Below are 19,431 nucleotides of genomic sequence, written 5' to 3'. Positions count from 1 at the left end.
TGCCAGACAGTCCCGCCGATAAATCCGACGCGCCGGTCGCCAAGTCGCGGCCGAAGATGCTTCGCCAGTACGAGCTGATCGAAAAGGTCCGCTCCTACGATCCGACCGCCGACGAGGCGGTGCTGAACCGCGCCTATGTCTACGCCATGCGGATGCATGGATCGCAGAAGCGCGCGTCCGGCGATCCCTATTTCGCGCACCCCATCGAGGTGGCGGGCATCCTGACCGACTACCGGCTGGACACCGCGACCATCGTCACGGCCCTGCTGCATGACGTGATCGAGGACACCTCGGCCACGCCCGACGATATCCGCGCCCTGTTCGGGCCCGAGATCACCGAGCTGGTCGAGGGGGTCACCAAGCTCACCAAGCTGGAGCTGAACAGCGAGCGGACCAAGCAGGCCGAGAACCTGCGCAAGTTCATCCTGGCGATTTCCAAGGACGTGCGCGTCCTGATGGTCAAGCTGGCCGACCGCCTGCACAACATGCGGACGCTGCAGTACATCTCCAGCCCCGCCAAGCGCGAGCGCATCGCGCGCGAGACCCTGGACATCTATGCGCCCCTGGCGCGCTCCATCGGCTGTCACCGAATCTGCACCGAGCTGGAAGAGCTGTGCTTCGAGCATCTGAACCCGGTTGCGCGCGACGCCATCGGCCGGCGGCTGGAAGCGCTGCGGATCGAGCAGGGGGCGGCCGTCTCGATCGTCTCGGGCGAAATCACCGCCCGGCTGGAGGCGGCCGGCATTTCGGCGCGGGTCTTCGGACGGGAAAAGAACGCCTATTCGATCTGGCGCAAGCTGCAGCGCAAGTCGATCGGCTTCTCGCAGCTTTCCGACATCTACGCCTTCCGGGTGATCGTCGACAGCGAGACGGACTGCTATGCGGCGCTGGGCGTCATCCACCGCGCTTGGCCGAGCGTGCCCGAGCGGTTCAAGGACTACATCTCGACTCCGAAGCGGAACAACTACCGCTCGCTGCACACCACCGTGGTCGGGCCCAAGGGCATGCGGATCGAGATGCAGATCCGCACCGAGACCATGGACCGCATCGCCGAGGACGGGGTCGCCGCCCACTGGCGCTACAAGAACTCGTCCTACGGCTTCGATCCCGAGTCCCAGGCCGCCGGCGGCGGTCGCGACCCGCTGGTCAATCTGCGCCATCTTGTGCAGGTGCTGGAGCACGGCGGCGACGTCGAGGAACTGGTCGAGCACGCCAAGCTCGAAATGTACCTCGACCAGGTGTTCGTGTTCACGCCCAAGGGCCGGCTGGTCAGCCTGCCGCGCGGGGCCATGCCGCTGGACTTCGCCTACGCCGTCCACACCGACGTGGGCGACACCTGCATCGGGGTGAAGATCAACGGCGAGCTCAAGCCGCTGCGGACGGCGCTGCAGAACGGCGACGTGGTGGAGGTGATCCGCGGGACCAAGCCGGTGGTGCCGCCGGACTGGCGCTCGCTCACCGTCACCGGCCGGGCGCGCTCGGCGATCCGTCGCCATATCCGCCAGACCGAGCGGGAAGAGTTCATCCGCCTGGGCCGGGCGAGCGTCGACCAGACGTTCGAGCGCGCCGGCAAACTGCGCAAGGACGTCCAGCTCAAGCCGTCGCTGGAGCGCTTCGCAGTGGCGAGCGAGGACGACCTGTTCGAACTGGTCGGACGCGGCCGCATCTCCCCGACCCAGGTGCTGGACGTGATCTTCCCAGGCCTGAAGGCGGCCGAGCGGGAGGCGGCGACCGCCACCCGCCGCATCGAGGGCGGCAAGGGCGCAAGGCTCTATGTGCGGGGTGGAGGGCTGACGCCCGGCGTCTCGCTGAACTTCGGCCAGTGCTGCACGCCGGTTCCGGGCGACCGGATCGTCGGCATCCTGGAGCCTGACGGCACCGGTCTGACCGTGCACACCATCGACTGCGCCAAGCTGGCCGAGTTCGAGGACCGCGAACACCTGTGGCGCGACCTGCAATGGACGCCGGAGGCCGAGCGCAACACCGTCACGCTGTCGAAGCTGACGGCCACCATCCGCAACGCGCCGGGCGTGCTCGGCCAGGCCTGCACGGCGATCGGCGAGGCCGGCGGCAATATCGTCAACCTGCGCATGCACCGGCGCCAGTCGGACTTCTTCGACGTTGATTTCGATGTCGAGGTGAAGGACGCCAAGCACCTGACCCATATCGCCGCGGCGCTGCGGGCCAATCCGAGCATCGAGACGGTCGACCGGGCCAAGGGCTGAAGGCCCGGCCGCCGCCGATCTTCAGTGGATCGACTGGGAGTGTTCGCCGCCCGGGCGAACGATGCCGCCGAGCGCCTCGCCGGCCTTGGCGGTGTGGCCCGACGCGACCAGGTCGGCCAAGGAAACGATGCCGATCAGCCGCTTGTCACGATTGAGCACCGGCAGGCGCCGGACCTGGATGTCGCCCATGTTGCGCAGAACCGTGGCGCTGTCCTCGTCTTCGTAGCAGTACATGACTTCCCGGCTCATCACCTCGGCGACCTTGGTGTCGGGGCCGCGCCCCTCGGCGACGCCGCGGACGGCGATGTCGCGGTCGGTGATCATGCCGACGAGCCGGTCGCCTTCGCTCACGGGCAGGACGCCCGCATCCAGCCTGACCATCGCCTGGGCCGCGTCGCGAAGCGTCTCCTCCGGGCTGGTCATCTGGACGTCTCGGGTCATGCAGTCGCTGACCTTCATGGGAAAGCTCCATTGTCGGGAACGGCCGGCCACCATGGCGGGCCTGCCCAGGACAACGGGGTCATGCAGCCTGTTGTTCCGAAATCGCGAGGGCTGAAAACAGCGAAGCCCGGGGGTCATAGGACCCACCGGGCTTCCAGTCCGACTATCGTTTTCCATCGCTGGATGATTGGCCGGGCTTGGTCTTCGATTTTCATCTCCGACCGGTCAATCAACGGCCGGGCGGGGCGGCGGGTTCCGCGGGCGGCGAGAAAATTTCACGCAGGCGAGCAGATATGGCGAAGCCCAGGAGCTTCGAGGGCTCCTGGGCTTCGATCCGATCGAGCTTTGCGTTTCGGGATCGGTACGTCCTGGCGTGGACGTCCTGTTCAACACGCGGCGGCGCCGCGGAGTTCCGCCCTGCGCGCTATCGCCGCAGCAGCCTGTCGGTCGTGCGGGGGGGAAGATGGGTCGCCTGGGCGTGAATTGGCCGATGACAGGGCCGCGGCGCTTGGGTAAGCCGCAGGCGAGGAGATCCTACATGAACACGCAAGACGTCCTGGACGAATTCCGCGCCGCCGGCGCCCTGCGCGAAGGCCACTTCGTCCTGTCGAGCGGCTTGCATTCGGGGACCTTCCTCCAGAAGAACCTGGTCTTCCAGTATCCCGACCGCACCGAGCGGCTGTGCAAGGCGCTGGCCGGCAAGATCAGAGAAGCGGTGGGCGAGGTCGACTACTGTATCTCGCCGGCCGTGGGCGGGATCATTCCGGGCTACGAGACCGCGCGGCACCTGGGCGTTCCGTCGATGTACGTCGAGCGCGAGGGCGGCGAGTTCAAGCTGCGCCGGGCCTTCGCCATTCCCGAGGGCGCGCGGATCGCGATGGTCGAGGACATCGTCTCGACCGGCCTTTCCTCGCGCGAGTGCGTTGAGGCCATCCGCAAGGCGGGCGGGAACGTGGTGGTGGCGGCCTGCATCGTCGACCGCTCGGGCGGCCGGGCCGATCCTGGCGCGCCGTTCGTGGCGCTGGCCCGGCTGGACGTGCCGGCCTACCCGGCCGACCAGTTGCCGCCGGAACTGGCGGCGATCCCGGTCGAGGACCCCGGCAGCCGGAGACTGAACAAGTGAGCAAGCTGCGGCTGGGCGTGAACATCGACCATGTGGCGACCATCCGTAACGCCAGGGGCGGAGACTATCCCGATCCGGTGCGGGCCGCCGAACTGGCCATCGCCGCGGGGGCGGATGGGATCACCGCCCATCTGCGCGAGGATCGGCGCCACATCTCAGACGCCGACATCGAGGCACTGGCGGCGGTGACGCGCAAGCGCGGCCGGCCGCTGAACTTCGAGATGGCGGTGACGGACGAGATGGAGGCCATCGCCCTGTCGCACCTGCCGCACGCGGCTTGCCTGGTGCCCGAGCGGCGCGAGGAGCGCACGACCGAGGGCGGCCTCGACGTGGTCGGCGGCCACAACCACATCGCGCCGGTGGTGGCCAGATTGGCCGCGGCAGGAGTGCGGGTTTCATGTTTCATCGACGCCGACCCGGCCCAGGCCGCGGCGGCGAAGGCGATGGGCGCGCAGGTGGTGGAACTGCACACCGGCGCCTATTGCGACGCGGTCCGCGAGCGGTCGCCACAGGCGCCGGCCCTGCTGGAAAGCCTGCGCGCCACGGCCGCCGAAGCTGGGCGCATAGGATTGGAAGTCCATGCCGGCCACGGCATCGACTATGAGACCGTCAAACCGATCGCGGCCATCCCTCAGGTGACCGAGCTGAACATCGGCCACTTCCTGATCGGCGAAGCGATCTTCGTCGGGCTGACGGCGGCGATCCAGCGCATGCGGGCGCTGATGGACGAGGCGCGCGCGTCGGGGAGAGCGGCGTGATCGTCGGCATCGGGTCGGACCTCTCCGACATCCGCCGCGTGGCCGAGACGCTGGAGCGGTTCGGCGATCGTTTCACCCACCGCATCTTCACCGAGATCGAGCGGACGCGTTCGGAACGCAAGCCCGATCGCGCCTCCAGCTACGCCAAGCGCTTTGCGGCCAAGGAGGCCTGCGCCAAGGCGCTGGGGACCGGCATGCGGGCCGGAGTCTTCTGGCGCGACATGGGGGTGGTCAACATGCGCTCGGGCCAGCCGACCATGGCCCTGACCGGCGGAGCGGCCGAGCGGCTGGCGGCGATGACGCCGGCCGGCTGCAAGGCGGTGATCCACCTGTCGTTGACCGACGACCATCCCTACGCCCAGGCCTTCGTGATCATCGAGGCCGTGCCGGAATAGGCGTTCAGGCCTGGGCCAGCCGCTGTTGCAGGCGGGGCCAGAAGATGTTGAGAGCCAGGCCGCTCATCACCAGCGCGGCGGCGAGCAGCTTCCAGGCCGGCAGGCTTTCGCCGAGGAAGATCGCCGAGGCGCCCATGCCGAACACCGGCACCAGCATGGCCATCGGGGTGATGGTCGCAGCCGGGTGGCGCGAGAGCAGCCAGCCCCAGGCGGCGTATCCGAAGAGCGTGTTGCCCACCGATTGCCACAGCACCGCGGCCCAGGTGGCGGCGTCGGCGGCGCGCACGCCCTCGATCATCCGCGCCGGTCCCTCGAACGCCAGGGCCAGGATCAGCAGGGGCGGGACCGAGAACAGGCTGGCCCAGACCACATAGGCCAGCATGTTCACCTGGCCGGCGGCGCGGGAAAAGGCGTTGCCGCCCGCCCAACTCGCCGCCGCGCCGAGGATCAGGATGAGGCCGAGCGGCGTGGCCGAGGCGTCGGAATTGTGCGCCATGATCACCGCCAGGCCTGCGGCGGCCAGGGCGAGGGCGACGATCTGGAAGGTCCGCACCCGCTCCTTGCTCAGCCACATGGCCAGGCCGATGGTGAAGAACACCTGGGTCTGCACCACCAGCGAGGCCAGGCCGGGCGAGATGAAGCCGTTGATGGCGATATAGAGCAGGCCGAACTGGCCGGCTCCGATCAGCACGCCGTAGGCGGCGAGGTTGCGCCAGGGAACCGCCGGGCGCTTCAGGAAGAACACCGCCGGCGCCAGGGCGAAGGTGAAGCGCAGCACCGCAAAGGTCAGCGGCGGCAGGTGGTCGAGTCCGATGCGGATGACCACGAAATTCGTGCCCCAGACGGCCACCACCGCGAGCGCAAGAAGGACGTGCGACAGCGGCAGGGTCGATCGATGCATGGGCGTCTTGATAGGTCGTGATTTCGCCCCCGCAAGGCCCGAAAAGCGCGGCCAGGCGGGGAAATGCCTCTCGTACTCCCACGGGCGCAGGTCTTGCAGCGCCGCTTGCCGCAGGCGCAGGCAGCGTCTAGCTAGGCGGCACGTCCGCTCCCCAGGACAAGGAAGACAGATGACCGATCGCGCGCAGATCGCGGGAAATCAGCAAAACGCCAGCGGCGTCAATGACTTCGTCGAGATCGTCAAGACGGTCGCCTATGCGCTGTTGATCGCGCTGTTCCTGCGGGTGCTGCTGTTCCAGCCGTTCACCATCCCCTCGGCTTCGATGGAGCCGACCTTGATGGAGGGCGACTACATCATCGTCTCCAAGTTCTCGTACGGCTATTCGCGCCATTCGATCCCGTTCAGCCCGCCGCTGTTCGACGGACGGATCATGGAGCGTGCGCCTCAGCGCGGCGACATCATCGTCTTCAAGCTGCCGCGCGATTCCCGCACGGACTACATCAAGCGCCTGATCGGCCTGCCGGGCGACCGCATCCAGATGCGCAGGGGCCGGTTGTGGGTGAACGGCGAGCAGATCCCGGCCAAGGAACTGACGCCGGTGATGATGGACTCCGGCTATGGCTTCACCCGCAGCGTGCAGCGCTTCCAGGAGACGTTCCCGAACGATAGGACGTTCGTGACCTACGACTTCGGGCCGGATGGCGACGTGGACGAAACCCAGACCTTCGTGGTGCCCGAGGGCCATTACTTCTTCATGGGCGACAACCGCGACAACTCCCTCGACAGCCGCGTGCCGGCGCAGGAGAAGGGCGTGGGCTTCGTGCCCGCCGAGAACCTGGTCGGAAAGGCGCAGATCATCCTGCTGTCGTGGAATACGGGCGCCTCGCTGTTCAAGCCCTGGACCTGGGTGACGGACGCCCGGCCCAGCCGGTTCTTCAACGTCCTCAAATGAACAGACGCCAGGTCGCGGTCGCCGAACTCGAAGGCCGCATCGGTTATGTGTTCCATGACCGCGAACTGCTGGAACGGGCCCTGACCCACGCCAGCGTCGGTGATGGCGCGCTGAAGGTCCGCCACTACGAGCGGCTGGAGTTCCTGGGCGACCGGGTGCTGAACCTGGTGGCGGCCGAGCGCCTGATGGCGCTCTATCCCGACGCCCGCGAAGGCGAGATGAGCCGGATGATGGCCGGGCTGGTGAACTATCACGCCTGCGCCCGGGTGGCACGCTCGATCGGCTTGCCGGATGCGCTGCGCATGGCGCTCAGCGCCAGCAAGATCGGTGCGCGCGACAAGGACAGCGTGCTGGGCGACGCTTGCGAGGCGCTGCTTGGCGCGATCTATGTGGACGACGGCCTGGAGGCCGCGCGCGCCTTCTTTCTGGCGTTCTGGAAGGACGAGTTCGAGCGCCTGGGCGGCCCGAAGGCCAAGGACCCGAAGACCCAGCTCCAGGAATGGGCCCAGGCTCGCGGCCTGCCGCTGCCGGCCTATGCCGTCGAAAAGCGTGAGGGGCCGGACCACGCGCCGTCTTTCACCGTCTCGGTGACGGTGGGAGACTATGATCCCGAACTCGCCGAGGGGCGGTCGCGGCAGGAAGCCGAGAAGGCCGCCGCCCTGGTGATGCTGTTGAAACGAGAAGGACCTCAATGACCACCCGCGCCGGCTTCGCCGCGATCATCGGAGCCCCGAATGCGGGCAAGTCCACCCTGACCAATCGACTGGTCGGGGCCAAGGTCACCATCGTCACCCAGAAGGTGCAGACGACCCGCTTTCCGGTCCGCGGCGTGGCCATGGAGGGCGAGGCGCAGATCGTGCTGGTCGATACGCCCGGCATCTTCGCGCCGCGCCGGCGGCTGGACCGCGCCATGGTCCGCTCGGCCTGGGGCGGGGCCGAGGACGCGGACGTCACCGTGCATCTGATCGACGTGCAGGCCGAGCTGGCGGCCGCCGAGCCGGGCGCCAAGGCCGCCGACAAGCGCGCGGCCCAGGATGTCGAGACGATCATCGAGGGGCTGAAGGCCTCGGGCAAGCAGGTGATCCTGGCGCTCAACAAGATCGACGGCGTCAAGCGCGACCGGTTGCTGGGCCTGGCCCAGCGCCTGTTCGACACCGGCGTCTATTCCGAGGTCTTCATGATCTCGGCCGCGGACGGCGCAGGCGTGGACGACCTGAAGACGCGGCTGGCCGAGCTGATGCCGGAGAGTCCCTGGCTCTATCCGGAAGAGCAGACCGCCGACCTGCCGGCCCGGCTGCTGGCCGCCGAGATCACCCGCGAAAAGCTGTTCCTGCGCGTGCACGAGGAACTGCCCTACGCCGCGGCGGTGGAGACCACGGCGTTCCAGGAGCGCAAGGACGGTTCGGTGCGCATCGAGCAGTCGATCTATGTCGAGCGCGAAAGCCAGCGGCCGATCGTGCTGGGCAAGAACGGCCAGACGCTGAAGTGGATCGGGCAGAAGTCGCGCGAGGAGCTGACAGAGCTGCTGGACCGGCCGGTGCACCTCTTCCTGCACGTGAAGGTGGACGAGCGCTGGGCCGACAAGCGCGAGTTCTATGGCGACATGGGCCTGGATTTCGACGCCTGAGGCGGGGCGCGCATGACCGAGTTCGAGGACGACGCCTATGTGCTTTCGGCCCGCGCGCACGGTGAGACCGGGGCGATCGTCGAACTCCTGACCGCGCGCCACGGCAAGTATGCGGCCCATGTGGCGGGCGGCGCCTCGCGGCGGATGAAGCCGTTTCTGCAGGCCGGGGCGCGGACCCTCGTCCACTACCGCGCGCGGGTCGCCGACCAGCTCGGGTCGGCCAGCCTGGAGCCGGTGGGCGAGGGGCCGGCCGCGTTGTTCGACGACCGCACGGCGCTGGCGGGCCTGTCGGCGGCCGCGGCGGTGGCGGGCGCCGCCCTGCCGGAGCGCGAGCCGCATCCGGGCGTCTTCCTGGCCTTCGAGGCCCTGAGCGCGGCCCTGGCCCTGCCGGACATCTGGCCGGCGGTGTTTGTGCGGTTCGAGGCTGGGCTCTTGCAGGAGCTGGGCTTCGGCCTCGACCTCTCCAAGTGCGCGGCGACCGGTGAGGTGGACGACCTGATCTATGTCAGCCCGCGCACCGGGCGGGCGGTCAGCCGCAAGGCCGGCGAGCCCTACAAGGACCGGCTGCTCGTCCTGCCGCCCTTCATGCTGTCGGCCCAGACGGGGCTGGCGGCGGGAGACGTGAAGGCGGGGCTCGATCTGACGGCGCACTTCCTGGAGCTGTTCGTGTTCGGGCCGATGAACCGCCCGCTGCCGCCGGCGCGGGTGTGGCTGGTGGAGCGCCTGGCCGAGGCCCAGCGGCTGTGACGGGAATGCGCCGCGGCGACTTCCGCCCCCGCGCCCGCTAGAACGGACGGGAAACGCGAGTTTGATTCGACCATGACCAAGCACATCCCGCCTCCCGGAGACGGCGAGGGCGACCGCATCATCGACGAGCCGCTGACCGAGGCCCTGTCGCGGCGCTATCTCGCCTACGCGCTCTCGACCATCACCGGCCGGGCCTTGCCCGACGTGCGCGACGGGATGAAGCCGGTGCACCGCCGGCTGATGTACGCCATGCGCCAGCTCAGGCTCGATCCCAACACCACGGCCAAGAAGTGCGCGCGCGTGGTCGGGGACGTGATCGGTAAGTATCACCCGCACGGCGACGTCGCGGTCTACGAGGCCCTGGTTCGCCTGGCCCAGGACTTCGCCCAGCGCTATCCGCTGGTCGACGGCCAGGGCAACTTCGGCAACATCGACGGCGATAACGCCGCGGCCATGCGATACACCGAGTGCAAGCTCACCGTGGCCGCGCAACTGCTGCTGGACGGCATCGACGAGGACGCAGTCGATTTCCGCCCGACCTATGACGGCGAGGACGAGGAGCCGGTGGTGCTGCCGGCGGGGTTCCCGAACCTGCTGGCCAACGGATCGAGCGGCATCGCCGTGGGCATGGCGACCTCGATCCCGCCGCACAACGCCGCCGAACTGATCGACGCCTGCCTGGTGCTGCTGGAGGACCCGAACGCCGAGACCGCGCGGCTCATGGAGCATGTCCAGGGTCCGGATTTCCCGACGGGCGGGGTGATTGTCGAGCCGCGCGACAGCCTGGTCGAGACCTACGCCACCGGCCGCGGCGGGGTGCGGGTACGCGCGCGCTGGTCAAAGGAAGACACCGGTCGCGGCGGCTACCAGATCATCGTCACCGAGATTCCCTATCAGGTGAAGAAGGCCGACCTGGTCGAGCAACTGGCCGATCTGATCGAGACCAAGAAGGCGCCGCTGCTGGGCGACGTGCGCGACGAGAGCGCCGAGGACGTGCGCCTGGTGCTGGAGCCCAAGAACCGCAACGTCGAGCCCGAAGTGCTGATGGAGAGCCTGTTCAAGCTCTCGGCGCTGGAGAGCCGCTTCCCGGTCAATATGAACGTGCTGGACGCCAAGGGCGCGCCGGGCGTCATGGGCCTGCGCCAACTGCTGCAGTCGTTCCTCGACCATCGCCGCGAGGTCGTGGTGCGGCGCGCGCGCTTCCGCCTCGACAAGATCGAGGCGCGCCTGCACATCCTGGACGGCCTGGTCATCGCCTTCCTGAACCTGGACGAGGTGATCCGCATCGTCCGCTACGAGGACGAGCCGAAGGCCAAGCTGATCGCGGCCTTCGACCTCTCGGACATCCAGGCGGACGCCATCCTCAACACCCGCCTGCGCCAGTTGGCGCGGCTGGAGGAGATGGAGCTGCGGCGCGAGCATGCCGAACTGGTCGAGGAGCGCGACGGCCTCCTGAAGATGCTGGCCTCGGACCGCGCCCAATGGCGGCTGGTCGGCGTTGGGCTGAAGGACGTGCGTGCGATCCTTGGGCCAGACACCAATCTCGGCAAGCGCCGCTCGAGCTTCGACGCCGCCCCGGTGGTCGATGCCGACGCGGCCATAGAGGCGATGATCGTGCGCGAGCCGATCACGGTGATCCTCTCCGAGCGCGGCTGGATCCGCGCGGCCAAGGGCAAGGTCGAGGACCCCTCGGAACTGAAGTTCAAGGAGGGCGACAAGCTCGGCTTCATCGTGGCGGCCGAAACCACCGACAAGCTGTTGATCTTCGCCTCGGACGGCAGGTTCTTCACCTTGGGTTGCGACAAGCTGCCGGGCGCGCGCGGGCACGGCGAACCGTTGCGTCTGATGCTCGACCTGGAGGACAAGGTCGACATCGTCGACATCTTCCCGTTCAAGGCCGGCGCCAAGCGGGTGATCGCCTCCAAGGAAGGCTACGGCTTCATCCTGCCCGAGGAGGAGTGCCTGTCGGCGCGCCGGGCGGGGAAACAGGTGCTGAACGCCGGCGCCAAGGGGGCGGCTTTCGCCCTGCCGATGAGCGGCGACCACTTCGCGGTGATCGGCGACAACGGCAAGATCCTGATCTTCCCGCTCTCGGAACTGCCCGAAATGCCGCGCGGGAAGGGCGTGAAGCTGCAAACCTATCGCGAAGGCGGCCTGCGCGACGGCATGGTGTTCAAGGCTGAAGAGGGCGCAGCCTGGATCGACGGAGCCGGCCGCACCCGCGTCTGGGGCGAGTGGCGCGACTGGCTGGGCCGGCGCTCGGCCGCCGGAAAGCTGGCGCCCAAGGGCTTTCCGGCCAGCAAGCGATTCCGGCCGAAATAGGCGGCGGGATGGGTTGTAGGGGTCTGCTGCAACGCTAAGCTGCCTCCAACACGATCCCGGGGGAGGGGCTGATGACGGCGAAAAGACACCTGCTGGCGAGCGCGCTTGCGGCGCTTGCGATCGGATGGAGCGGGGCTGGCGCAGTCCATGCGCGGGAACCGGCGGCGGCTTTGGCCCCGGCCGCCAGCCCCGAGGCCGTCGGCTTCGACTCCGCACGTCTGAAGCGCCTGGACGCGGCGATGGCCAAGGTGGTGGCCGACGGCCGGGTGGCCGGCGTGCAGACCCTGCTGGCGCGCCACGGCAAGGTCGTGGCCTTCGACACCTACGGCAAGGCGAACCTGGAGACCGGCGCGCCGCTGGAGAAGGACGCCATCTTCCGCGTCTATTCGATGACCAAGCCGATCACCGGCGTCGCCATGATGATCCTCTTCGAGGAGGGGCGCTGGCGGCTGGACGACCCGATTACGAAATACCTGCCCGAGATGAAGGACCTGAAGGTCTGGAAGGGCCAGGACGCCAAGGGCCAGCCGATCCTGGAACCGGTGAAGCGGCCGCCGACCATGCGCGAGCTGATGAGCCACACAGCCGGCTTCGGCTATGGCCTGTCGGACAAGAACCCGGTCGACGTCATGTTCCGCGACCAGCGGGTGCTGGGTGCGCCGACCACCGGCGAGATGGTCGCCAAGGCCGCGGCCCTGCCGTTGCTGTTCGAGCCGGGCAAGCGCTGGAGCTATTCGGTGGCGGTCGACCTGCAGGGCGCGATCGTCGAGCGGCTGTCGGGCCAGAGCCTCGGCCAATTCATGGAAAGCCGCATCTTCAAGCCGCTGAAGATGGCCGACACCTCCTTCGTGGTGGCGCTGGACAAGGCCGCGCGGCTGTCGGCGGTCTATATCGGCGACCGGGAGACCGGAAAGATCGTGGAGGCCAAGACGCCGTTCGGCTTCCCGATCCAGGACTTCACCCAGAAGCCGGGCTTCGAGTCGGGTGGCGGCGGACTGGTCTCGACCACCGGCGACTATGCGCGCTTCGCCCAGATGATCGTCAACGGCGGGGAACTCGACGGCGTGCGCATCCTCTCGCCGGCCAGCGTGGAGCTGATGGGGACCAACGCCATTCCGCAGGCGGCGCTGGTGTCGTCCAACGGCTCGACCGGCGCTTCGTTCAACGAGGCGGTGGGGTTTGGCCTGGACTTCATGGTCGTCAACGACCCGCGCAAGGCCGGGTCGCTGGAAGGCAAGGGGACCCTGAGCTGGGGCGGGGCGGCCGGCACCTGGTTCTGGGCCGACCTGGCCAATGACGTCGTCTTCGTCGGGATGATCCAGCGCTTCGGCGGAACGGGCGGCGAGGACCTGGGAGACTTGACCCGCACCCTGGTCTACCAGGCCCTGGTGGACCCGGCGAAGTAGCTGGCGGGGGTCGCTGCGCCTTGACTTTCGGGGCCTCGCATGCGCCCTTCCGCGCCTTGAATTTCTGAGCCTTAGCGACTCCCCATGCACGCCTACCGCACCCATACCGCAGGCGCCCTGCGCGCCGCCGACACGGGCAAGACCGTCCGTCTTTCCGGCTGGATCCACCGCAAGCGCGACCATGGCGGCCTGGTCTTCATCGACCTGCGCGACCACTATGGCCTGACCCAGCTCGTCATCAGCCCGGAAACGCCCGGCTTCGACGTGATCGAGCGCCTGCGCGCCGAAAGCGTGATCCGGGTCGACGGCGAGGTGGTGGCGCGCAGCCCCGAGACCGTGAACGCCAACCTGCCCACCGGCGAGGTCGAGGTGCGCGTGCGCGCCGTCGAGGTGCTGTCCGAAGCGGCCGAACTGCCGCTGCCGGTGTTCGGCGAGCCGGACTATCCGGAAGACATCCGCCTGAAGCACCGCTATCTCGACCTGCGCCGCGAGACCTTGCACCGCAACATCGTCCTGCGGTCCAAGGTGATCCACTCGATCCGCAACCGCATGATCGAGCAGGGCTTCCTGGAGTATCAGACGCCGATCCTGACGGCTTCGTCGCCGGAAGGCGCGCGCGACTTCCTGGTGCCTTCGCGCCTGCATCCGACCAAGTTCTACGCGCTGCCTCAGGCGCCGCAGCAGTTCAAGCAACTGCTGATGGTCTCCGGCTTCGACCGTTATTTCCAGATCGCGCCCTGCTTCCGCGACGAGGACCTGCGCGCCGACCGCAGTCTGGAATTCTACCAGCTCGACGTCGAGATGAGCTTCGTGACCCAGGAAGACGTGTTCGCGGCCATCGAGCCGGTGATGCATGGCGTCTTCACCGAGTTCGGCCAGGGCAAGCGCGTTTCGCCCATCGACCAGCCGCTGTCCTACGAGGACGACTTCGGCAAGACCATCGAGCACAAGGGCTTCGAGCGCCTGACCTATCTGCAGTCGATGTCGCGCTATGGCACCGACAAGCCGGACCTGCGCAACCCGATCGTGATGCAGGACGTCTCCGAGCGCTTCCGCGGCGGCGGCTTTGGCCTGTTCGCCCGTATCCTCGAAGACGCCAAGAACGCGGTGTGGGGCGTGCCTGCGCCGAAGGGCGGCAGCCGCGCTTTCTGCGACCGCATGAACAGTTGGGCGCAGGGCGAGGGCCAGCCGGGCCTGGGCTACATCTTCTGGTCCGAGGACCAGGGCGGCTGGGGCGGCCCGATCGCCAAGAACCTCGGCCCGGAAGCGACCGACGCCGTCATGGGCCAGCTTGGCATGGGCAAGGGCGATGCGGCCTTCTTCGTGGCCGGCGATCCCAAGGCCTTCGTGAAGTTCGCCGGCGCGGCGCGCACCAAGGTCGGCGCCGACCTGAACCTGATCGACGAGGATCAATTCAGGTTCTGCTGGATTGTCGACTTCCCGATGTTCGAGTGGAGCGAGGAGGAGCAGAAGGTCGACTTCTCGCACAACCCGTTCTCGATGCCGCAAGGCGGACTGGACGCGCTGCTCACCCAGGACCCGCTGACGATCCGGGCCTATCAGTACGACATCGTCTGCAACGGCTATGAGCTGTGCTCGGGCGCGATCCGGAACCACCTGCCGGAGTTGATGGTCAAGGCGTTCGAGATCGCCGGCTATGGCGCCAACGTGGTCGAGGAGCAGTTCGGCGGCATGCTGAACGCCTTCCGTCATGGCGCGCCGCCGCACGGGGGCCTGGCGCCTGGCATCGACCGGATCGTCATGCTGCTGGCCGGCGAGACCGCGATCCGCGAGGTCATCGCCTTCCCGCTGAACCAGCAGGGCCAGGATCTGTTGATGAACGCGCCTTCGGAGGTGACGGAAAAGCAGCTCAAGGAACTGCACATCCGGCTCGCCCCGCCGATCAAGGTCTGACCGGGCAGTACGGAAATGCGGGGGCGAGAGCCCCCGCAAGTCGTTTAAGGCTCAGTTCTCGAGCGATACGAGATAGCGCGGCGCGGCGGGCGGCGCCGGCGGCGTGGGCGGGGTCGCGGCCCGCACGCGCGCGCCCTTGTGACAGCCGCGGCCGCGGGCGATGAGGCCCGAGGGCAAACGGGTCGCCCCGTCGGTGCAGGCCGAATCGATCTGATCCTGGTCGAGGCCTCTGGCCCGCGAGAGGTCCACCCCGGCGATGTTGGCCGCCCTCATGCTGGCCCCGCGGAAATCGGCCCCGGTGAAGGCCCCGCCGGCCAGGTTGGCCGCGGTGAGGTCGGCGTCGCGGAATGAGGCGTTGTCGAAGACGCCCGATCCGAGGTTGGAGCCGGTCAGGGCCGCGTCGCGGAAGTTCACGCCGCGGGCGTTGGCCTTGCTGAAATTGGCGCCCGAAAGCTCGGCGTCCTGCAGCACGGCCTCGACCATGTGCGCGCGGGCGAAGTTCGATCCGACGGCCGAGGTGTCGCGCATGTCGACCTTGGCGAGGTTGGCGGCGGCGAAGTTGACGCCCTTGGCCTCGACGTCGCGCAGGCGGGCGTTGACCAGCACGGCGCCGCTGAAATTGCCGCCGATGATCTGCGAATCCGAAAGGTCGGCTCGCGAGAGGTCAGCGCCGGCGAAGTTGGCGCCCATGAAGCGGGCTTCGCGCAGGTCCGATCCGACGAGAGAGGCTTCGGAGAAGTTGACGCCCATGAAGTGCGCGCCGGCCAGCTTGCGGCCCGACAGCTCGCACTTGGGGCAGGCGCCGCCGAACGAGACCAGGCGAGCGACGTCCTTGTCGCCCATATTGGCGCTGGCGGCGCCCGGCGCGACGGCGAGGGCGGCGGCGAGCGCCGCGCCCAGCAGGATCGAGCGCGTCAGACCGGGGATCGAGGGGATGGCTTGCTTGTCCATGCCAGGAGCATGTGCGCTCCATGCCCTGTGGATGCTACTTAAATCGCGGTAATTCTCAGCAGCTTAGCCGCAGGATGGAATGCGCAGGCCGGCCGGCAGGCGGGTCGAGCCGTCGCCGCAGGCCCGGTTGAGCTGGGCCTGGGACAAGCCGCGTGCGCCGTCGAGCTCGGCCCCGGAAAAATTGGCCCCGTCGAGCTTGGCGCCGGCGAAATTCGCCCCCGACAGGTGCGTGCCGACGAAACTGGCGTTGGTGAGGTCGGCGCCGGCGAAATTGCTGGAGGAGAACACCCCGCCATAGGCTTCCACGTCGCGCAGGTCGGCGCCGGCGAAGCTGACGCGGTTCATGACCGAGAGCGAAAGATCGGCCTGGCGCAGGCGCGAGCCGGCGAAATTCTGGCCGCGCATCTCCAGCCCGGCCATATCGGCCTGGAAGAGATTGCACTTGGGACAGCTCGCCCCGCGGCGCGCCTGGGCGATCTGGGCGGTGTTCTGGGCCGAGGCCGGCGCGGCGAGCGCCAGGGCGGCGAAGACCCCGAGCAGGGCGATCAGCTTCATGGTCGAACCCTCCGACGAAGGCGACCTGCTTAACCGTGAAGCTTTAAGATGCTGTGAGCAGGATCACCCGGTCATGTCGCCGGGCGGGGCCGCGCGGGTTCCGCAGGTCTCGCAGATCAGGCTGGCGCCTTTGCGCACCACGGCGATGTCGCCGCAGGCGGCGCAGACATCGGCCTCCGCCGCCGGGCCGCGGCCAGCCGAGGGCAGGAAGACGAGGTTGTCCGGCGCCGCGCCGCGGGCGAAGCCGCGCGAGATGAAGTGGCTGACCGGCTGAGGGGCGTCGTCATCGGGGTGGGTGTGGCCGAAGCCGTCGGCGTCCAGCTCGTCCGGGTCGCCGTTGGCGAGATCCTGGCGGCCCAGATAGGAGACGCCGAGTTCGCGGAACAGATAGTCGAGGATCGAGGTCGCCGACCGCACCGAGTCGTTGCCGGTGACCGCGCCAGCCGGCTCGAAGCGGGTGAAGACGAAGGCGTCGACGAACTCCTCCAGAGGCACGCCGTATTGCAGGCCGATGGAGATGGCGATGGCGAAGTTGTTCATCAGCGAACGGAAGGCCGCGCCTTCCTTGTGCATGTCGATGAAGATCTCGCCGAGCTCGCCGTCCTCGTACTCGCCGGTGTGCAGATAGACCTTATGGCCGCCGACGCTGGCCTTCTGGATGTAGCCCTTGCGGCGGTCGGGCAGCTTGCGGCGGGTGCGGTCGCGTTCGACGATGCGCTCGACGATCCGTTCGGATTGGGGGGCGTGGGCTTGAGGCTCGGCCTCGCGGGACGCCTTCGGTGGCGGTTCGGCGGTCCTGGGCAGGTCGAGGATCAGGCCCTCGGGTGCGGAAGCGCGCCGGACGCGGATGGCGCTGAGGCCGGCCTGGGCGGCGAGCGCGATCAGTCCGGCCGCATCGGCGGGCACGGTGTCCCATTCCAGCTCGAGGTCGGCCATGGCGGGTACGGCCAGGGTGTGGGCGATGGCCGACAGCGTCGCGAAATAGGGCTGGGGTCCAAGGTCGTCGGCGGTCTGGAACACCGCCTGCTGGACCGGCGTCAGGAACGGCGCCTCGCTCAAGGACCCGCCGCCCAGGGCATAGGCTTCGGCGCTGGCGATCTCCTCGTCGGTGAAGCCGGCCAGCTTCAGGACGTCGAAGGCCGGATCGGCGAGATCGGCCTCGCTGGCGCCCAGCACGTCGCAAAGGAAGCCGGGATCGATGGCCGCGAACGCTGCCGACAGGCGCTGGGCGAAGGGCAGGGCGGCTTCGGCCTGGGCGATCTCATGCTCGGTGAAGCCGCGAGCGTTCAGAGCGGCGTGGTCGATGCCTGGGGCCTCGAAAAGGTCGCCGCCGCCCAGCAGGTGGGCGCGGGTCTGGGCCGGATCGATTCCCAGGGCTGAGAGGCCGCTGAGAGCAGCTTCGGAGAGCACGCGGGTCAGAACCCCGTCCTGGGTCTCGGCGACCGTGACGGGGCCAAGCCACGGCGCTGCCGAAGCGCTGGCGCCGCCCAGCCGCAGAGCGAGGTCGGGGTCGTCGAAGACCGCCAAGCCGCCATTCAGCCGCGCCCCCGAGGCGACGCAGGCCGAGGCGGCGTGACGGTAGATGTCCACGATCGCCGCACGGCCGGCTTCGGAATCGTAGGCCAGGCCCTGAGCGACCAGCCAGTCGGCCACGCCGGCAAGACCCAGCGAGGCCCGGCGCTCGTCCGCCGCCGCGGCGAGGGCGGTGGAGAGCAGGGCGACCGCAGCGGCGAAAGCGCTCTGGTCGAACGCTTCCCCGGCTCTGAAGGCCATCAGGTTGACCGCCCCGCGCGCGCCGCCCCAGGCCGCGGCGACGCTGGAGCCCGCGGACGGGGTGAAGGCCGCGGCGAGGGCGCCGGTCTCCCAGGCTGCGCCGGCCAGGGCCGATTCCGCCGCGCGGTGGCCGACCACCACCAGTTCCAGCCCTTCGATGTCGCCGAAATCGGGTTCGGCCGCGCCCCATTCGAGTTCGCCGGCCTTGGCCAGGCCGATCGCCTCCAGGATCATGGCGTCGGTGGCGCCGACCATGCGGGCGGCTTCGGCGCTGCGGGCCAGGTTGGCGTTCGCGCGCAGGTCGGCGCAGGCGGCCGGGTCGCCCTCGCAGCGGAGGACCGAATCCATCACCGCCTGCAGCCGCGCGCCCATCTCGCGGGCGGCTGCGCGGGCCATGGCGCGGCCGCGATGCTGGGCCCGCAGGGCGGCGATGGCGGCGGCGCAATCGGCTTCCTCGGCTCGGAAGACCGGAGCGGCCGCACCGGAACGCGGCAGGGACAAGGCGACCTGTCCGGCCAGCATCGCTGCGCCCAGGTCGCGGCGGAAGGCCCCGCGGGCGCGGGCCGATTCGAACAGGCCCTTCTCGTCGCCCTTCTGGACCAGGGTCTCGGCGAAACGGAAGACTGCGGCGGGCAGGTCGGCGTCCTCGCCCAGCCAGTCCAGCCAGGCCTCCACCCGCGCGTCGGGCCACGAGGTCGGGGCCAGAACCTCGGCCACGCTGGACGCCCGTTCCAGCGTCCGCCGTTCGATCCTCGCCGCTTCCACGCCCATATCCGGTTCTCCCGCTACGCGAGTCTAGGGAGCATCCTTAATGCGGGCAATAGATGTTGCGGTCGGCGGGGCGCCTATCCCCAAGATATTGCGGCGTTCGTGCGGCTGGACGCTGGAGGGCGGGGCGCCTATAGTCCGCCCGCTTTCCCGTCTGTCCGGAATTCCCAAACGTGCTCAAGAATATCTTCACCTGGTGGAACGGCGCGACCATCGGCATCCGCAACACCGTGGGTCGCCGCGGCGTCTTCGTCGGCAAGGACGAGCTGGGGAACAGCTATTACGAGGCCAAGGACGACAGGGATTCCTACGACAAGGGCCGCAAGCGCCGCTGGGTCGTCTACAATGGCTATGCCGAGGCTTCGAAGGTTCCGGCCGACTGGCACGGCTGGCTGCACTACACCTTCGACGAACCGCCGACCCGCGCGCCGCTGAAGCGCCAGCCCTGGGAAAAGGACCATGTGCCGAACCTGACCGGCACCGTCTACGCCTGGAGGCCCAAGGGCTCCATCGCCCGCGGCGGCGAGCGCCAGAAGGCGTCTGGCGACTACGAGGCCTGGCGGCCCGAATAGG

At 68.7% G+C, this 19,431-nt stretch carries 17 protein-coding genes; 12 read left to right on the top strand and 5 right to left on the bottom strand.

Going from position 1 to position 19,431, the window contains the following annotated elements:
• Window positions 1–56: 56 nt before the first annotated feature.
• A complete protein-coding gene (locus tag ACE3TL_RS06680; RefSeq protein ID WP_374577947.1) occupies window positions 57–2,225 on the top strand; it encodes a bifunctional (p)ppGpp synthetase/guanosine-3',5'-bis(diphosphate) 3'-pyrophosphohydrolase in 2,169 nt (722 codons plus the stop codon).
• Window positions 2,226–2,246: 21 nt separating this feature from the next.
• On the opposite strand, the gene ACE3TL_RS06675 is transcribed toward ACE3TL_RS06680, so the two are convergent.
• On the bottom strand, window positions 2,247–2,684 hold the full coding sequence (locus ACE3TL_RS06675; protein ID WP_374577946.1) for a CBS domain-containing protein: 438 nt from the start codon (window positions 2,682–2,684) through the stop codon (window positions 2,247–2,249).
• A gap of 520 nt (window positions 2,685–3,204) precedes the next feature.
• Between ACE3TL_RS06675 and pyrE the strand changes: the two genes are divergently transcribed.
• The 3 genes from pyrE to acpS are packed head-to-tail and all read left to right on the top strand — an operon-like array spanning window position 3,205 to window position 4,942.
• A complete protein-coding gene (gene pyrE / locus ACE3TL_RS06670; RefSeq protein ID WP_374577945.1) occupies window positions 3,205–3,789 on the top strand; it encodes an orotate phosphoribosyltransferase in 585 nt (194 codons plus the stop codon).
• Window positions 3,786–4,547 (top strand): pyridoxine 5'-phosphate synthase, encoded by a 762-nt coding sequence (locus ACE3TL_RS06665; protein WP_374577944.1) that lies wholly within the window; start codon window positions 3,786–3,788, stop codon window positions 4,545–4,547. Before pyrE ends, ACE3TL_RS06665 begins: the two co-directional genes overlap by 4 nt.
• The gene (acpS, locus tag ACE3TL_RS06660) at window positions 4,544–4,942 is read left to right on the top strand and encodes a holo-ACP synthase (RefSeq protein WP_374577943.1); all 399 of its coding nucleotides are present in this window, start codon (window positions 4,544–4,546) and stop codon (window positions 4,940–4,942) included. The genes ACE3TL_RS06665 and acpS overlap by 4 nt, the downstream gene beginning before the upstream one ends.
• Window positions 4,943–4,946: 4 nt before the next feature.
• Here the strand turns inward: acpS and ACE3TL_RS06655 are convergent, their stop codons facing one another.
• Window positions 4,947–5,843 (bottom strand): EamA family transporter, encoded by an 897-nt coding sequence (locus ACE3TL_RS06655; protein ID WP_374577942.1) that lies wholly within the window; start codon window positions 5,841–5,843, stop codon window positions 4,947–4,949.
• A gap of 169 nt (window positions 5,844–6,012) precedes the next feature.
• Here ACE3TL_RS06655 and lepB point away from each other — a divergent pair, with 169 nt between their 5' ends.
• From lepB to aspS, 7 genes are all read left to right on the top strand, one after another.
• Window positions 6,013–6,795, top strand: coding sequence for a signal peptidase I (lepB, locus tag ACE3TL_RS06650; RefSeq protein ID WP_374577941.1), 783 nt, complete (start codon window positions 6,013–6,015; stop codon window positions 6,793–6,795).
• Window positions 6,792–7,490, top strand: a complete 699-nt coding sequence (rnc, locus tag ACE3TL_RS06645) for a ribonuclease III (RefSeq protein ID WP_374577940.1) — start codon at window positions 6,792–6,794, stop codon at window positions 7,488–7,490. Before lepB ends, rnc begins: the two co-directional genes overlap by 4 nt.
• Window positions 7,487–8,422, top strand: a complete 936-nt coding sequence (gene era / locus ACE3TL_RS06640) for a GTPase Era (RefSeq protein WP_374577939.1) — start codon at window positions 7,487–7,489, stop codon at window positions 8,420–8,422. The genes rnc and era overlap by 4 nt, the downstream gene beginning before the upstream one ends.
• Before the next feature lie 12 nt (window positions 8,423–8,434).
• A complete protein-coding gene (gene recO, locus ACE3TL_RS06635; protein WP_374577938.1) occupies window positions 8,435–9,169 on the top strand; it encodes a DNA repair protein RecO in 735 nt (244 codons plus the stop codon).
• A 72-nt stretch (window positions 9,170–9,241) separates the two neighbouring features.
• Window positions 9,242–11,491, top strand: coding sequence for a DNA topoisomerase IV subunit A (gene parC, locus ACE3TL_RS06630; RefSeq protein WP_374577937.1), 2,250 nt, complete (start codon window positions 9,242–9,244; stop codon window positions 11,489–11,491).
• 71 nt (window positions 11,492–11,562) lie between these two features.
• Entirely contained in the window at window positions 11,563–12,897 is a 1,335-nt protein-coding gene (locus tag ACE3TL_RS06625; protein WP_374577936.1) for a serine hydrolase domain-containing protein, read from the top strand.
• A gap of 84 nt (window positions 12,898–12,981) precedes the next feature.
• Entirely contained in the window at window positions 12,982–14,811 is a 1,830-nt protein-coding gene (gene aspS / locus ACE3TL_RS06620) for an aspartate--tRNA ligase (RefSeq protein ID WP_374577935.1), read from the top strand.
• 51 nt (window positions 14,812–14,862) lie between these two features.
• Here aspS and ACE3TL_RS06615 read toward each other — a convergent pair whose 3' ends face one another.
• The 3 genes from ACE3TL_RS06615 to ACE3TL_RS06605 form a co-directional block, all read right to left on the bottom strand.
• Window positions 14,863–15,762, bottom strand: coding sequence for a pentapeptide repeat-containing protein (locus ACE3TL_RS06615; RefSeq protein ID WP_374577934.1), 900 nt, complete (start codon window positions 15,760–15,762; stop codon window positions 14,863–14,865).
• Window positions 15,763–15,825: 63 nt separating this feature from the next.
• On the bottom strand, window positions 15,826–16,317 hold the full coding sequence (locus ACE3TL_RS06610) for a pentapeptide repeat-containing protein (RefSeq protein ID WP_374577933.1): 492 nt from the start codon (window positions 16,315–16,317) through the stop codon (window positions 15,826–15,828).
• A gap of 63 nt (window positions 16,318–16,380) precedes the next feature.
• A complete protein-coding gene (locus ACE3TL_RS06605) occupies window positions 16,381–18,861 on the bottom strand; it encodes a ribonucleotide reductase (RefSeq protein WP_374577932.1) in 2,481 nt (826 codons plus the stop codon).
• A 170-nt stretch (window positions 18,862–19,031) separates the two neighbouring features.
• Between ACE3TL_RS06605 and ACE3TL_RS06600 the strand changes: the two genes are divergently transcribed.
• Window positions 19,032–19,430 (top strand): NADH:ubiquinone oxidoreductase subunit NDUFA12, encoded by a 399-nt coding sequence (locus ACE3TL_RS06600; RefSeq protein ID WP_374577931.1) that lies wholly within the window; start codon window positions 19,032–19,034, stop codon window positions 19,428–19,430.
• The last annotated feature ends 1 nt before the right edge of the window (window position 19,431 follow it).

The organism is Phenylobacterium sp., assembly GCF_041920015.1.
Classification (GTDB): domain Bacteria; phylum Pseudomonadota; class Alphaproteobacteria; order Caulobacterales; family Caulobacteraceae; genus Phenylobacterium.
Note: the sequence above shows the minus strand (reverse complement) of the source record. Positions and strands in the feature narration are given on the sequence as shown.